We start from the raw sequence: 15,729 nt of genomic DNA, 5'->3' as shown, positions 1-15,729 counted from the left end.
CGTTCACGTTTTCAATAACGTTTCACGACAGATTGCAGCCTCACTTATTCTTGTATTCTTGGAAAAGAATTGGTGTTGGTACCAATAAAATAGCCGGTCTTTGTTCTTGAGAAACGAAAGACCGGCTTTTATTTTCTGGGACCACTCTAGTGAACCCATTTGTCTCAGAAGCAGCGGTTTGCCACTGACATCAGAGAATCATCTTGATCTTCTGCAAGAACTCTTCATTAGAAGGGAACTGTGCTAAACGGCGAGTCAATTCATCCATCGCCTCGATGGGACTGAGCTGAATCAGACTTCGTCGCAGCATGGTGAGGCAATCAATGGTCTCCGGAGGAAGAATCAATTCTTCACGACGAGTTCCTGAGCGACTGATGTCGATTGATGGCCAGATGCGGCGATCAGCAAGGTCGCGGCTCAGGACTAGTTCCATATTTCCTGTCCCTTTGAACTCCTGGAAGATCACCTCATCCATACGGCTTCCCGTATCGATCAGTGCCGTGGCAACGACTGTCAATGAACCTCCCTCATCGAAGAGACGGGCAGTCCCGAACATCTTCTTCGGAATATCCATCGCTTTCACATCGAGTCCACCGGACATTGTACGTCCCGTATTTCCAATCCATTTATTGAAAGCACGAGCGGTACGCGTGATCGAGTCGAGCAGGATGAAAACATCTTTGCCAGATTCAGCGATTCGTTTTCCGCGTTCGATGATCAACTGACTGATACGAACATGACTTTCGACATCTCGGTCCATTGAGGAAGCGATCACTTCCCCTTTGATACGACGAGTCATCTCGGTGACTTCTTCCGGTCGTTCGTCGATCAAAAGCACCATCAGATGGACTTCAGGGTGATTGATCGAAACCGAGTTCGCGATGTCCTGCAGGAGCATCGTTTTACCTGTACGGGGTGGGGCGACGAGCAGAGCTCGCTGGCCTTTTCCGATGGGCGTCAAGAGGTCCATTACCCGCATAGTTACCGGCTGGGGACCTGTTTCAAGACGAATCTGTTCACATGGGTTAATCGGTGTCAGATCTTCGAAGTTCTTGATGGTGGCATACTCTTCAACCGTACGACCATCAATCGAAACAATCTCTTTTAAGCGTGGTCCCTGTCCTTTGGCACCAGGACCGACATCGCCTTCGATAAGAATGCCTTCTCTCAGGCTGTACTTTTCGATAATCGAACTTGAAACGAAGGAATCGGACTCTTGAGCGGCATAGTTCTTGGAAGGGTCACGGAGAAAGCCGTAACCTTTTGGATGAAGTTCCAGCACACCTTTGATGATTCCATTAATCTCTTCACCAGTATAAACAGCCCGGGTCCGACGATTATTACTGTTACTATTTCGGTCGCGGTTTCCACTGTTATCTCTTTTTCGTCCACCCTGCTGATTACTACGGTTGCGTCCCCCACCTCCGCCTCCAGAAGGACGATCTCCACGTCGCTGGTTGTACTGCTGATTTCGGCCACCACCAGATCCAGAGCCGGAATTTGACCCCGAACTGGAGTTAGACCCGGAATTAGAATTTGAATTTGAGTTGGAGCTGGAATTGGAATTATTGCTATCGCTTCGTCCACCGCGACGGCGACGACGACGACGACGGCGTTGGCCGTCACCAGAGTCACCAGTGTCATCATCTGTCGAAGCCTCTGCGCCTCCTTTCGAAATCGGTTCGAGATCGAGACCCTCATCGAAAGAGTCCATATCCGAGTCCTGTTCGGGCGGAGGAGTTTTCTTGGAAGCAGGTCGCCGCGTACGGCGAGGGGTGCGACTTTTTTTAGTATCCTCATCAGAAAAACTTGATTTCTGAGTGCTCATAAAGCGATTCCAATTTTTAAATCAATGTGGGACAGTCGACCAAAGCGAGTTCTCGATATCCGTATAATTCAGAAGGAGAACAATTGAATAAGTCGACCGAGAAGCATTTAGCTGCATACCATCGAATGTGTTAGTTAGAAAGGAGCGGCTTCATTGGAAAACGGTCTGAAGAGAGTTTTCCGGTCGATGCCGACCGAGTTGAATTTAAGCAAGTTCGCGAATCAAATTCGTACCTGCCAGAGGCTGAAATCAAATCGTTAGATTTAGCCACAGTTTGTTTAGAGGGGCTCAGTTTTTTTGAAAGACCAAAGAACAGGTAAGAGATGCAATTCTTCACGGTGAAATCTGTTAATCAAAAGAGCAAAGAACTATCTGAAACCTGAATATTGAATGTGGGTGGGAAACCGCTGTTGGTGAATTCGCCTTCAAGCAGACATCCAAATGTCGACTTGGGGTTACTCGTTTGCCAACACAACAGTTTCACTTCCAGCGCCTATGACCATAGGAGAGGCAGCTGAAGGAAGGACTCACGAATCAAAGGCCGGATGTTCGAATGTCATCCTGACATTACAAAGTGAGCGTTGGATTGTTTTTTGTCGATTGAGGTTCTACTGGCGCCAAGAGAATGGAACAAGTTCCAACAAATGCTGCCGAGTGATTCAATCGGTAGTTAAAAGCCTTTCAAATCCCATTGGTGGTTGTACTAAATATTTTCGACCAGGGGTGATTTCATCCAGAAGAGATTTCGTTCACAGGTGATGCTCACATAGTCGTGCTGATCGCCAAAGGCGAAGTACAAGACCAACGATCATCAGTTAACAGTACCGGGAACCTTTCTCAACTCTGTTGAACTGGTCCTATCAAACTGACCTGAACCAACTGAGTAGAACGCGAGAAAGAAAAATCATTGACTGCAATAAAGCAGTCCCACTGGAGGGTACGAATAAAAGAAATACCGGCTCTTCTTATTGGCCTGTTATCAATTGAAGGTATGCAGGGGAAAAGCTGAATCCCATATTTTGACACCCATACAATGTGACCTGACTGGAAAACCACAATCTCAAACCATCGGCGTTTGTTCAGAAGAACAGGGAAGATACAAGACCACACTCAGAAACCGAACTAAGGTTCTGGGGACATGTACCGAGAGCAACAGAAAGCGTTTGAGAAAAGCTCTCTTGCCGTTTGGAGCAATGAAGCATCGCTCTAACGGTAGTTAGAGGCGGAATCCAAAGTTGTTCGGCGATAGCCAAACAAGAGCGAAGTATTACACTTCTGCCTTAGGAAGATGACGAATCAAAAATAGTTGTCAACGAACCTTTCCGTTAACCGATGAATCGTCAGCAAGGCTGCATTCATACAGCATCGTTTTGATGCTTAATCTATTCTACTTCTGAAGTTAAACCTGTCAATTGATCTATCATCAGTTTCACAAGATTTCACTATCTCTGTCAAAATATTACGAACGGAGGAATTGTAGCGAAATCGACAGCTGGAAGGCACCGAACCGGTAATCATAAGATCAACCAACACAATGGTTTCCAGCCACCAGCTGTCCCAGAATACCCGTTTAAACTGACCTGCGGCCTTGCTCAAAGTCATTCCATCGACAGGCTACCGGTTCAGAAGGACTCTCGAACGAAGCCAGCATCAGCGGTTTGTTCAATCTGTTCGATATTGAGTGCCTGCCGGTAATTGATGTACTTTTCCGGTGTCCGGTTAAATCGCTCGCGTGTTTCTGGAATCAGAAACAGGTATAGCCTCTCTTTGGAGTAAGCCGCGTACTTGGTTGAGCCTGGGACGGCGTGGCCACTTTCAGTGAGAATCACTGGGTCGCAACCGAGGTATTCGGGAGCATACTTTTCGGGACTTCGCTGAAACTCATCGCGAGCCTGACGTGAAGTAAAGAAGTAAACCACATCTTGAAAGCTAGCTTTGAAATCTGGATTCCCGCGTTCCCATTTTTTGTTGAGGTACAGAGAGACCGGACAGAATCCGTTCAACCCAACTTTAACTGAACTCGCTTCACCTCGCTGCTCTGCGGGCATCGACCCCGGTTTTTGTGTCTGGCGCGGGACTTCCTGTTTCGGTGGTGCCCCGGGTTGATAGCTTTTCGATGCGGAATGAATACCGGCCAGGTACACGTTTGGTTTCAAATAACCTTTGTTCCGCAACAGCACCTTTCCAGCAGGGTCAATGATCACATCACTGGGAAGCGACTTAACGGAAAAGTGCTCGACGACATCCTGATGATGATCGGCATTGATTTTAACAGCGACAAAATCATTATTCACCAACTGAGACAATTCCCGAGAAGAGAGAACTTCTTTCTCCATCTTCTGGCAGGGCATACACCAGTCTGCGTAGAAATGAATCAACAGTGGGCGGTTCGTCCGTTTGGCTTCATCGTAGGCTTTTCGGAAATCGGAATGCCAGATGCCATGCTTTCCGGAATTCGACTGTCCCCGTAGCAAGCCAGCGGAGAGAACGAATACCAATACAAGTGCCATCAGAAACAGCGTCGTCTTGTTGCGTTTTTGTATTAGAGAAGCCAAGTGATTTTTTCCGGTTTTACCATTCGCATCAAGTTTCAGGAATCGGGCCGTGAGTTGATGTATATTTGCAGTCACATCGGCGGCGGGAAGGCTGAACTCATGCTGGGTCTATCCAGATCGTGATTGTGATCGGCTCCTGCACCGAGCCTTCACTCCTGGAAGAAGCAGCACAGGGAAGGGGGACACACTCCGACTGGATTTTCAGTCGATACGCTCCTCGTAAAGTTACCTGAGACTCCGTCAGAGTCATTATCGGTCCAGAAGAAAAAGAGATCTCGATAATGCGGAATCGAGGTTGGTTTTCCAGCGAGTCAGCGCCAATAGAAATGGGTCGCTATTTCTGCGAAGACCTTACCGGTTAAAACTGTTGAGCAGATATCGCCGGCAGAGTTTGCCGCGAAGTGTGTAACGGTTAGCGAAGAGGAACCGGTCCGGGGGTATGCACCGGCGTCAGCGGGGTGGTGCTGTATTTTTCATTGGGATGTGGTAGCTCACGCGATTCATAGTCAGGGGTCTTTAATCCGGCGACACTAAAGAAGTTGTGTATGAGCCGATGACCATGATCCGTCAGAATCGATTCTGGATGAAATTGAACCCCCATCACAGGCAATCGATGATGCTCGATCGCCATGGGAACTCCGTCGTCCGAACGGGCTGTAATCTGAAACTCCTCACCGAGACTCGCTTCATCAATAATCAGCGAATGATAACGCGTTGCCTGAAATGGGTTAGGCACGTTTTCAAACAGGGCCGATCCAACATGCTCGACGCGGGATGTCCGTCCGTGGATCGGTTCCGGTGCGTGAATAATTTCAGATCCCGTTGCCGCCGCGATCACCTGATGTCCCAGACAGACTCCCAATATCGGATATTCTTCCAACAGCGTCTCGACGATGGACAGACAATTTCCCGCTTCTCGCGGAGTGCAGGGTCCCGGAGACAAAATAATTGCCTGGGGATCCATTTTCCTAATACCATTCGCATCGATTTCATCCGAACGTACCACGTGCGTATCACACCCCAATTCCTGGCAATAGCGGGCCAGATTGAAGACGAAACTGTCGTAGTTATCGATTAGAACAATCATCAGAACAGTGTGATTCACACAGAAAAGTTAGGGTTGATGGAAAGATTCAAAGCACTCAATGAGAATATCGACCTGATTCTAACGGGAATCCAGTCCGAAAACAGGTCTGCGTTTCCCGATTCGTATCAAACCAGATTAGCTGAAAGCCCAGTAACCTGCGGAAGTCGAGTTCGTATAAGCAGATAACACTCAGGAAGTACCGAGTGCTCGTCGCATTCCCGCCGCTTTATGCATCGTTTCTTCGTACTCCTGCAGCGGATCGGACTGGATGACAATCCCGCCACCGACCGGAAGTTGAATCCAGCCACCTTTGCCAGTGAGTGTACGAATCAAAATACTGCTGTCGAAATGGCCATTGAAACCGGAATAGAAGAGAGACCCACAATAGGGGCCGCGAGCAGTTGTTTCGAGTTCAGTAATAACTTGCATCGCCCGAATTTTTGGGGCGCCTGTGATGGAACCACCCGGAAAGGTTGCCGCGATAAGATCCCAAACAGTTTTGTCCGGTTGAAGTTCACCTCGCACCTCGGATACCAGGTGCTGCACCGTCTCATACATTTCCACTCGACACAGATCGGGTACATGAATCGTCCCTGGCCGGCAGACACGGGAGAGATCGTTTCGCAGGAGGTCGACAATCATCACGTTCTCGGAGCGATCCTTTTCGCTTTGGCGCAGTTCATCACGGGTGAATAGATCTGCTTCCGCCCGACGTCGCTGTCGTGTTCCTTTGATCGGTCGCGTGCTGACCTGCTTACCCTGCACTTGAACAAACCGCTCCGGTGAAGAACTCGCCAGAAACCAATCGTCCTGTTGGTAATAAGCAGCAAAGGGAGCAGGGTTGCGAGTTCGAAGCTGGGAATACAATGGAAGTGAGTCTGTTCGTTGAGGAGTTAACAATCGCTGCGAAAGATTCGCCTGAAAGATATCCCCATCCGTGATATATTCCTGCACTCGGGTTACCGCTTCGAGATAACCCTCTTCGCTGAAATTGCTGACGTATTCCGGTTGTTGCCCTGATCCACGAGCGACTCGATGCGAAAGGGGAAACTTTGCCGATTGAATTTCAACACGATTAGCTGGTGAAGACAATCCGGTTCCCTGAGACGATGAAGAACTGGAAAGTCGCTGCTTCAGTTCGTCCGATGTCCGTTTCGCCCGTGCATTCTGATCGAGATTGGCTGACGGAGAAAAACCATGAGAGATGATCCAACATCGTTGCTCCCGATGGTCCCAGGCAATCACCCAGTCATACAACCCGGCACAGAACGCCGGGATTTGAAATTCATCAAAGACAGCATGAGGCAGCTTTTCCCAAGCGTGTCCCAATTCATAACTGAACAAGCCCGCAGCGCCACCTTGAAAAGGGGGAAGACCTTCGATGTGATTCGCCTGAAACTGTTCCAGTTCTGCTCTTAATTCAAAGAAGGGATCATCGCCTGTCGTTGCTTCCTGTAAATCAAATGTCCGGAACGGATCCGCCATCAGAAACGAATAACGGCCCAGTTCGGTATCGGTACGTGCACTCTCGAGCAGGAGAGGACGAGGAAGATCGATCACTCGCGACAAAGCCTCAATCGGATCAGGAAACTCCACCAGTTCTGCAACCAGTGGGAGGCGGTTTCCAGCGAGATGTTGATCGAGTGTGACAGACATGACAGGTGCTTAATCACCGAGAGAAGAGCTTGTGAACTCAATGGAATAACACGATATCGAATTCAATTGCCGCCCTTCAAGGTCTGATTTCATGTCCGTATTTTTATTTAGAGCAAAGGCGGAATCTGGTCCTATTTCATACCAGAAACTGACCAGACTTTTTCACCATCCGTTTTGATGGCAGGTATTAAGCGAACAGGGTTTTCGAAATAAACTTTCTTAAGGACTTCATCCGGCAAACCCAGCCCGTAGATATTCCAGAACCCCTGAGGAGGAAAGTCGTTGTCCTCATACGGGAAATACTCGTCTCGCGTTTCCAGAAAACGCCAGTGAGGATTCAATTCGGTTAGTGGCGGAACACCATCAGTTCCGAACAAGATCCGATCCTGATATTTCATGAAGAACTTGCGAGCCGTATAAGGTTGCCGCCCCAGTTCAGAAACACGGGCTGCAATCTCCACGTTCATGTTTGGATATTGATCGAGGTATGCCCCCAACTTTTCCAGGTCTTCTGGAATGTCGGCCATGTGCGCACAGATAAATTGGGTATCAGGATGCCGGGCGATGACGCGGTTCCGGGCATCGATCAATTCCTGATGCGCGGGGAACTCTTCGCCATAAAAGCTCCAGTCGGGATGCCGGTACAATTCCTCCCAGCGTTCGTTGTGTTCATCGATCGGTTGAAAGAAAGCGATTGGATCGGCGCAGTGCCATAACACGGGCACGCCCAATTCACCCGCTCGTTGCCAGACCGGATCGAAACGGGGGTCGTCAGGTTTGAGTAACTTGCCGTTATCATCTTTCAGATAAAGCCCTAATGTTTTGAGCAGTTTTAAACCAGTGGCCCCCAATCGCACTGCTTCCGACAGCTTGTCAGCCATTCGATAGCCAAACCCGGGCTGATTTACATCCCAGGTAGCAAGGTCGTCGTCCAGCCCATCTCCCTGATAATCCATGCGAACAAAAACAGCAAATCGTCCTGGATGGCTTTCTGTAAGCGTGCGGTAATGAATTGGAAATTCTCGTCCCGCGGGGCCATCCAGACTGACCGAAACAGCGATGTTCGCGGCGTCCATCACATCCACCATTTCAACGAGTTCTTCCGCAGTTAATTTCCCTGGATGCGTATGCACGTTGACGCAGGGAAACTTTGCACGTGTTAACTGGTGCTCTTTCGCCTTCAACTGGGATGTCGGTCGAAACTGATCGAGGTAAAGGCGATCGGAATCTCCTTGCTTTTCGGCTCCAATCAAGAGACTGGATGATATCGACAGTAGAAGGAACACAAACGACTGGAGAGGGGCTCTCATAGATAGAACTCTATCGGGTGGGGACTTAGCAAATTGAGTTTGCTTCAGGGAGAAAGTTTGGGATGCACACGACAAGAAGGTGTCCGGAATCAGCTCGGCAAATCATTTGACCGGGATAATTCATCCACATCGGGAATATCATTATTCAGAACAGGCCGAAACATCCAGCGACGTTGCTCTTCTGTAGCAAAGTCTCGCAGGATCATAGCGAAGATATGCGCAGAGACCACTGTCGCGAACCAGGCTGCCGCAATGACGAGGTGAGTCGAAAAGCTGGCATTAAAGAGTTCCTGACTGTAACTCGCACAGACACCGACGACTTCTCCTACAAGTACGCCCAGAATGGCAGAGCGAGAGGAAACATAGGGTGAGAAAACACCGACGAAAAAGAGGCCACCCAACGGACCCAGAAAGCAGTTAAAGCCTTTCTGGCAGATGGAAATCAGGTCGGTCCCTTTGGACAGATGATAGATGAAGATCGTACTGACGACAATCAGTAATCCCATCGACGCCGTTAATGTTCTTGCAAGTCGCAGTTCGGCCTTCGCGGTTGCCTGTTCTTTGGCAAATGGTCGGTAGTAGTCAACCGTGACGATGGTGGAGATCGAGTTCGCCCCCGAGTCGATCGTCGACATGGCAGCCGCAAACAAAGCCGCGACGACCAAGCCTCGAACTCCATCGGGGAGGGCGATACGAATGAATTGCGGGAACACCTTATCTTGTGCTTCCGTCCGAATCGAACTAACGGCGGAGTCCAGATCGGCCGTCGTTGGTAGCAGCCCTGAAACATCGGGATGTTGGACATAATAGACCAATGCCATTCCGACACACCCCAGGACCAGCCCGAGAACAATATCAGAGAAAGCACTTACCAAATAACTCTTTCGACCTTCGCGGACATTCCGAGTCGAAAAATACCGTTGCAGCGCGACCTGGTTTGCTCCGTGAGTACAGAACGACCAAAAGAACATACTAGTCACAATAAAGAGCACAGTCGAACGATTCCCAACGTCGAATGAGTACCATTCAACCTCTTCATACTTCCGTTCGGTTACAGTATTAAACCAATCGACGGGGGTACTGGTTGTCACCCAGGCGATAATTCCGATCGTCAGAAACGCCCCCAGAATTAGTACGAAGAATTGAATAACGTCGGTCCAGACGACAGCTCGCAGACCGCCGAGTGTAGTGTATAACACGGAAAAGAGCCCGACGGAAATAATCAAAGCGTGCATATCGGCGTCCGCATAAGCGGGAGTCGCGGCAGATAATTCGGTGGGGAATACGGATTTTAACAGCGCTCGATTGTAGTGAGTCAACTCTTGATGTGTCAGTTGCTCAAGAGGCACTCCTGTAAACGTCTGCGCCGTTTCGGTTAATGGGACGTCTTCCCAAGCCTCGCTGTTATACAATTCTTTGTCACTAAGCAGCCGATTAAAGATTGCCGCTACAGTTGTTTGTTTCTCGGTCGACTCTCTAAGAGACTCTTGCTCCTCAACCGTCATCTGTTTGAAAATCCAACCATAGGCGGTCTCTTCCTCCGCAGAGGCAAGTATCCTGTCAGCAACAACTTCACCATCAAGAATTTCGCTGGGAACATAAACAGCGGAACCGTCGTCCATGGTTTGTGTCGCTGGTATGTTTCTTCCGAAGAACCAGTTGAGATCGAGCTGCACGATTTCGGTCATCGCCTTCGACGCAGTTAAAACCACGACGGCCATCCATCCGAGAATGAGCATCAAACAAAAGAATGCCGCGAGAGCCCGAGTCGCATAATTAAAACGTCGCTCAAGATATTCGTACGCACTGGTTAAACGCAGCCTCATAAAAAAGGGAACCCAGATAAACCAGGTAGCCATTAAGACCAGTGGAATTCCGAGATAGCGAAACAGATAATTCGGACCACTACGGAACATCTCCCCAGGCGTCGCGAGGTAGGTAATCGTCGACAGCAATGAAGCCATCAAACTGATCCCGACTGCCCAGGAGGGCAGATTACGCCCCGCCAGGAAAAAGTCCTCTGTTGATTTCTGACGAAAGGAAAGATAAAAGCCCATCGTCATCATCGCTGCCAGATAAATTCCGATGACGAGATGGTCCAGCGTTGCTAGACCGGAAGCGGGAGCGGTTTGCGAGAAGAGCTGCATTTCGGCCTCATGTCGGAACGCTTCCATGTCAGTCAGTAAAGGGCATCCCGTATTGAGATGAAATCATGAGTGACAGAAGCTATTCGAAACTTCCCGAAGGGGTTCGTGAAGATTCCGTGGGTCGTAAGAAGAAGTGAAGAAACAGGAAAGATTAATTTCTGGTGAGCGGAAGAATTGTAACATGAGACCGACGGGATTACTAACCGGTCAAACACCGGTTTTTCACTTTCATTTCGGCTTCTGTTCTCAGATCGTCACGATTTCAGACCAGTTCGATTCTGGTTACAATACATTCGGGAAGTCATCGTCACCCTGAAGAATGTCACTCCAAAGAACTTCCACCAATTAGAAAGCCGTGTTCCATGGGCCGCATTGAAGACAAAATGACTGAGCTGAACATTGAATTACCGACCCCTCCTCCTGCCGTGGGGTATTATGTCCCTGCTTTGAAAACAGGAAATCTGGTCATGACCAGTGGGCAACTTCCATTCATTGGTAAAGAATTGCCGTTTAAGGGAAAACTGGGCAATGAGATTCACGACCAGGAAGGGCAGTATGCAGCAAGGTTGGCGACGCTTAATGCTCTTGCTCAGATAAAAGCCTGTATTGGCGACTTGGATTTGATCAAGCAAGTCGTTCGTGTGGAAGGTTTTATCCAGTCTGCTGACAAATTCAACGATCAGGCTCTGGTACTCAACTCCGCTTCCGAACTGCTTGTCAAGATTTTTGGCGACGCTGGAAAACATACCCGTATTGCTGTAGGAGTAAGCGAACTCCCGCTGGATTCTCCAGTGGAAATCAGCGTCTGGGTCGAAGTGTAAAGCAAGTTTGCAACGCTATCCAAATTATATTCGCTCGTATCTCGATTCTTGAACATGCCAACTACGGGGAAGCTGTCTTGATCGCTTCAGCAGTCAGGCCAGGGGCCGCCACGAATTGACTGACGAGTGCTCCATCTTCGAGATTCCAGATCCGAATTTCACCATCATAGCTTCCGGTGGCAACTCGTTTGGTACCCGCGTTCGAAGTAACACAGTAAACCCAGTCACTATGGCCAGTGAACGTCTTCAATTCTTTGCCATCGTTGAAGTTGTGTAACCGGGCAACCTTGTCTGCGCTGGCACTGTAGAACTGGCCGTCGGGATGAATTTCAAGCTGGAAGACATCGTTTCCAAATCCACCTATCTTGCGTACTTCTTTTCCATCAGCAACGTTCCAGACGCGAACCTGTTTGTCTCCACCACCACTGATGATCTGAGTTCCGTCGGCATTGAAACCGACTGCAAACAGGGGTTGGCCGTGACCATTAAAAGTCACCAGCGAGTTCCCAGTTGCGGCTTCAAATACTTTGCTCGTTTTATCACGACTGGCCGAGGCCAGTTTCGTTCCATCCGGCGACCAGGCGACATCCATCACCCAATCGGCGTGATCTTCAATCGTCGCCAACAGTTTGCCATCAGCCACATTGAAAATACGAATTGCTCGATCGGCACCACCACAAGCAATGCGATCTCCTGAGGGACTGAATTTCACTGAGAAGATGGAATCGATCGATGTCACTAGATCGGCTTTCAGCTCACCGGTGGCAACGTCAAAGATTTTCACTTCGCCCATTTGCCCAGGCGTGCCCGCTGCGACGGCGAGTAATGTTCCATCGGGGCTGTATTCCAGATCGTATACCCGTTCCGCCACATTGGTGAGGCGGTTGAGCAAACTTCCGTCGGCGGAGTTCCAGAGAAGAAGCTCGTGATATCCAGAGCTGGCCAATTGTGTTCCGTCGGGATTAAATGTTAATGCCGTTACAGGAAGCGGAGCCCGGTACGCCTCTGGAGGAGCAGGGTGTGGTTGTTTCGGCATAATCGTAATCAGCTGTGCCCGATCATTAACCCCGGCATCAAGGGGAGCACCGAGATCGATCCACTTTTTGATGACCGCCAACTGTTCAGCAGAGAGCGGATCATCGTCTTCAGGCATGGAACCACTTTCGACCATCACATACAGGTTAGAGGAATCGGCGTCACCATGCTCGATGGCTGCTCCCGATTCGCCCCCTTTAAGGATTGCAGCGAATGTTTCCATGTTGTAACGGCCCTTGGCTGTCTTGGTGTCGTGACAGGCCAGGCATCGTTTCGCAAAGATGGGAGCGATCGATTCTGAGAAAGAAACGAACTTGCCGGATTCAGTCAGCACCGATTCAAGTTGTTTTCGTTTATCAACGTATTCGGCAGTAACAGCCGCGAGCTCAGTTTCGACCTGATTGGCGATCCCTTTCATTTCGTTGAGCTGAGCTTCAATTTTCTCCTGCTGGGCAGGAGCGGCTTCGATTGCTTTTTGTGTTTCGGCGATGGTGACTTCGCGAGCGGCAACTTTTGTTTCCGCTTCCATTAACTGTTTTTGAGCAGCATCGACTTGAGCCTGGGCAGCTTTCGCTGCTTCCGCCGCTTGCATTGCTTTTTCTGCAGCCGCTTTGGCAGCAACATCGGCCTCCTGCAAAGCTTTCTGAGCAGCTACCGCCATTTGCGCCAGTTTCTCTTGTTCGGCCTTTTGCTTAACGACTGCTTCCTGCTCTGTTTTTAGAGCTGTCTGCGATGCCTCGAGATCATTCTTGGATTGCAACAGGGCTGTTTGAACCGTGCGAAGCTGGGTGTTCAAATCCTTAATACTGTCTCGTTTGGATTGGAGATTTGCTTCTGCCGCTGTTTTGCGTGCTTCGGCTTCCTCTGAGATTTTGGAGAGAGCCTCTTCCTTCTGCGATTTCACCTGAGCCAGGTTTTGCTCCTGAGATTTCAGGTTTGCCTCTGCTTCAGTGACTTGTTGCTGCAATCCTTTGAGTTGTTCCTGAATAGCTTTCAGCTGCTCCGACAGTCCCTGAACTTTCGCCTCGTTAGAGTCAATCGTTTTCTGCAGTTCCGCTTCTTTCGCCGTCGCGGACTCGATCACTTTTTTCAACTCTTCCGGATTAACCGGAGCAGGCTGGTCTTCGCCATAGACCAGAACGCTGGAGCAGAAAACAGAGAGTGCCAGTACGATCCGAGAACAGAACATCGCGCTACGCATGTGAAACCTGCAAAGTTGATAGAGGTGGTGAAATCAGGGAGGAGTGTATCAGGAAGGCAGTCGCAGAGACCGTCATCAACATTCAGCTGGGAATGCTCAGGTGGGAGTAAACATCTTCATTCATCGGTGAACGCTGATGTTTCAATACTTAACATTACGACAACTATAAGCATTGTCAAGCTTTAGGTTCGAAGCAGACCCCAACCCTGGGAACTTTGCAATCCGGGCATAAAAAAAGACTCCGCCTCAATTCAGGGGGAGTCTACATAAGCATCTTTTTCGGGGTTGGTTCGTCGTATTTTCCGCTACGATCGTTAATTCTATACACCTTATCATCAAGGCGCAGCGGTATCTTCTCTAATTTATAGAGTTGCTTGCGAACCAGGCCAAAGCATGTTCCTGATGATAGGGAACGGGCCTGAAGGGTGCCGGGACCGACACTCAGCATGAGAAGGAGGGAATCAAATACCCGCCGACCCGCATTTATTTCTTACGATGACGAATTTTTGCTCGCATACGTCGTTTTTTGCGGCCGAGTTTTCGCCGTCCTTTTCCTGTTCGTTTAGTCCCCATTCAGACTGATCCTCATTTAATTAGAAAGTATCGTGATTAAAAATAGGTTAGGTTGCCGCGGATTAAAAGGACCTCTATTCCCTGAGTTAGGTGGGGAATCGGGCAACCCGACTTGAAAGTCGAAGCAGTCTCAAACCGGAAACAGGCCGGGGAGGAAGTCTGGTAAACCAGAGAACAAAACCCCACCATTGATTGGCTAAAGCAGACACATTCAACGGGTTGAGAGCGGAGAAGTTTATCAGTCTCCCCTTAACAGTTCAACTGTCTAGATCCGGGAGAAACCCGATTCTCGGCCATATTCAATGTAATACAGGCCCAAAATGACGAGGCGACACCTCAATTAGAAACACTTGTATACATTATTGAGATTTTCACAATCCACGTGTCTATTGCTCTGGCGGGCAGAATTATGTTCGTCTTCTCAATAGAATGAACGCTTTAAACCTATTTTGAACTTCATTCAACATTGATCTCTTGAACCGACGACTGAAAGCAGAACTCCATGATCGAATCATATCGGCAACTGGGACAGACAGGACTAAAAGTTTCGCCACTATGCCTGGGAACCATGATGTTTGGCGGCCCGACGAACGAAACAGACTCGATCAGCATGATTCATGAATCAATCGATCTCGGAATCAATTTTATCGACACGGCCAATATCTACAATGCGGGGGAGTCCGAAGTCGTCGTAGGAAAAGCACTCACCGAAAAAAGAGACAACGTGGTACTCGCCACCAAAGCGGGGCAGAAAATGGGAGAAGGCGTTCTGGATCAGGGTTCCAGTCGCAAGCACCTGACCAAGGCCCTGGATGACAGCCTCCGCCGTCTCCAAACAGATTATATCGACCTGTATTACATCCACGTTCCCGATTACGACACTCCCCTGGAAGAGACGTTGCGAACGCTGGATGACATGATTCGCTCCGGTAAAGTTCGGTACATCGCCTGTTCCAATTTCCGAACCTGGAAACTGGCCGAAGCGACTTTGATCTCAAATCTCTATAACCTCAACTTATTTTGTTGCGCCCAACCTCTGTACAACATCGTAAACCGGGATGTCGAGGTTGACCTGCTCCCATACTGCGACGCGAATGGCATGGGAGTCGTGACCTACAGCCCCCTCGCTCGTGGGATTCTGACGGGGAAATATCAACCGGGAGCAGAAGTCCCCGCAGGTAGTCGCGCGTCTCGCAAAGACGCACGAATGCAGCAGGCGGAGTGGCGTGAAGAAAGTTTGGTCGTTGCCTCCGAACTCAAGAATTACTGCGATAAAAAACAAATCTCTTGTTCGCAGTTCGCTCTGGCCTGGGTGATGGCGAATCCAGTCATTTCCTCCGTGATTATCGGCCCCCGCACCCGGGAACAATTCGCAGATAATCTGGAAATTCTGAAGATCGATATCTCCGCCGAAGACGAAGCCTTCGTTGATTCGCTCGTTCCGACAGGGGAGCACAGCGGCAAAGGATTCCAGGATTCAGCCTACCCCATTACGGGCCGGCCAGTCTAAACCTGA

At 49.4% G+C, this 15,729-nt stretch carries 9 protein-coding genes; 2 read left to right on the top strand and 7 right to left on the bottom strand.

Annotation, left to right across the window (positions count from 1 at the left end):
• Positions 1 to 190: 190 nt before the first annotated feature.
• The 6 genes from rho to Pla110_RS09315 all read right to left on the bottom strand — a co-directional run bounded on the left by rho (position 191) and on the right by Pla110_RS09315 (position 10,583).
• Positions 191 to 1,828, bottom strand: a complete 1,638-nt coding sequence (rho, locus tag Pla110_RS09340) for a transcription termination factor Rho (RefSeq protein ID WP_144995424.1) — start codon at positions 1,826 to 1,828, stop codon at positions 191 to 193.
• A 1,622-nt stretch (positions 1,829 to 3,450) separates the two neighbouring features.
• Positions 3,451 to 4,383: a thioredoxin family protein gene (locus Pla110_RS09335; protein WP_144995422.1), complete on the bottom strand. Its 933-nt coding sequence runs from the start codon at positions 4,381 to 4,383 to the stop codon at positions 3,451 to 3,453.
• Positions 4,384 to 4,795: 412 nt separating this feature from the next.
• Positions 4,796 to 5,470: an anthranilate synthase component II gene (locus tag Pla110_RS09330; protein ID WP_144995420.1), complete on the bottom strand. Its 675-nt coding sequence runs from the start codon at positions 5,468 to 5,470 to the stop codon at positions 4,796 to 4,798.
• Positions 5,471 to 5,659: 189 nt separating this feature from the next.
• Entirely contained in the window at positions 5,660 to 7,126 is a 1,467-nt protein-coding gene (locus tag Pla110_RS09325; protein WP_144995419.1) for an anthranilate synthase component I family protein, read from the bottom strand.
• 131 nt (positions 7,127 to 7,257) lie between these two features.
• The gene (locus tag Pla110_RS09320; protein WP_144995417.1) at positions 7,258 to 8,436 is read right to left on the bottom strand and encodes an amidohydrolase family protein; all 1,179 of its coding nucleotides are present in this window, start codon (positions 8,434 to 8,436) and stop codon (positions 7,258 to 7,260) included.
• A gap of 89 nt (positions 8,437 to 8,525) precedes the next feature.
• Positions 8,526 to 10,583 (bottom strand): sodium:solute symporter family transporter, encoded by a 2,058-nt coding sequence (locus Pla110_RS09315; RefSeq protein WP_197440622.1) that lies wholly within the window; start codon positions 10,581 to 10,583, stop codon positions 8,526 to 8,528.
• Between the two features lie 362 nt (positions 10,584 to 10,945).
• Here Pla110_RS09315 and Pla110_RS09310 point away from each other — a divergent pair, with 362 nt between their 5' ends.
• The gene (locus Pla110_RS09310) at positions 10,946 to 11,404 is read left to right on the top strand and encodes a RidA family protein (RefSeq protein WP_144995413.1); all 459 of its coding nucleotides are present in this window, start codon (positions 10,946 to 10,948) and stop codon (positions 11,402 to 11,404) included.
• A gap of 61 nt (positions 11,405 to 11,465) precedes the next feature.
• On the opposite strand, the gene Pla110_RS09305 is transcribed toward Pla110_RS09310, so the two are convergent.
• Positions 11,466 to 13,640 carry a c-type cytochrome domain-containing protein gene (locus Pla110_RS09305; protein WP_144995411.1) on the bottom strand — a complete coding sequence of 725 codons (2,175 nt, stop codon included), beginning with the start codon at positions 13,638 to 13,640 and terminating at the stop codon, positions 11,466 to 11,468.
• A gap of 1,075 nt (positions 13,641 to 14,715) precedes the next feature.
• On the opposite strand from Pla110_RS09305, the gene Pla110_RS09300 reads away from it, so the two are divergent.
• Positions 14,716 to 15,723, top strand: a complete 1,008-nt coding sequence (locus Pla110_RS09300; protein ID WP_144995409.1) for an aldo/keto reductase — start codon at positions 14,716 to 14,718, stop codon at positions 15,721 to 15,723.
• Positions 15,724 to 15,729: the final 6 nt, after the last annotated feature.

This window comes from Polystyrenella longa, from assembly GCF_007750395.1.
GTDB lineage: Bacteria > Planctomycetota > Planctomycetia > Planctomycetales > Planctomycetaceae > Polystyrenella > Polystyrenella longa.
The sequence above is the reverse complement of the archived record's forward strand: the minus strand, read 5'-3'. Positions and strand labels throughout refer to the sequence as shown.